Genomic DNA, 536 nt, shown 5'->3' with positions numbered 1-536 from the left:
CCGCCTGGAACGAGTGCCGGACGGGGCCGCTCAGGCCACCGAGGTGCTTGAGGTGCTCGGGGTCATGGGGGATGACGCGCCGCGGATCGCGCATCACGCGGAGGTGGCGGCGGAGCTGTTTTTCTTCCGCCTGGGCACCTGTTCCCGGATGGACTCGTTCCTCGAAGCCGATCCCATCGCTCGCGTGCTCGCGCACGATCGGGAGCACGCGACCGAGTACGAGAAGACGCTGCTCGCCTGGACCGCGACAAACTGCGACGTGCCGGCCGCGGCCGAGCGCCTGTTCCTGCACCCCAACACGATGCGGCACCGCCTGGGGCGTATCCGGGCGATCGTGGCGCTCGACGATCCGGACACCCGCCTGGTGCTCGCGACGCAGCTGCGCATGCGCCGCCACGGCGCGCGGGGAGCGGGGAGCGTCGGGGGCGCGTGAGGGCCGGGCCGCTGCGGGTTCACGGCAACTCCGCAGGTTCCCCAGAAATCAAAGAATTAGAATACGAACGTGAGTAAGAAATTAGTTAAACCGACCGCGTTGA

The 536-nt window shown here is 68.1% G+C and carries 1 protein-coding gene; it reads left to right on the top strand.

The window, feature by feature from the left end:
* Positions 1 to 433: PucR family transcriptional regulator (locus tag OOT08_RS01975; RefSeq protein ID WP_325090880.1), on the top strand; the 433-nt coding region annotated here is incomplete at its 5' end.
* Positions 434 to 536: the final 103 nt, after the last annotated feature.

It is taken from the genome of Leucobacter sp. M11, from assembly GCF_035726885.1.
GTDB lineage: Bacteria > Actinomycetota > Actinomycetes > Actinomycetales > Microbacteriaceae > JAPFRB01.
The sequence above is the reverse complement of the archived record's forward strand: the minus strand, read 5'-3'. Positions and strand labels throughout refer to the sequence as shown.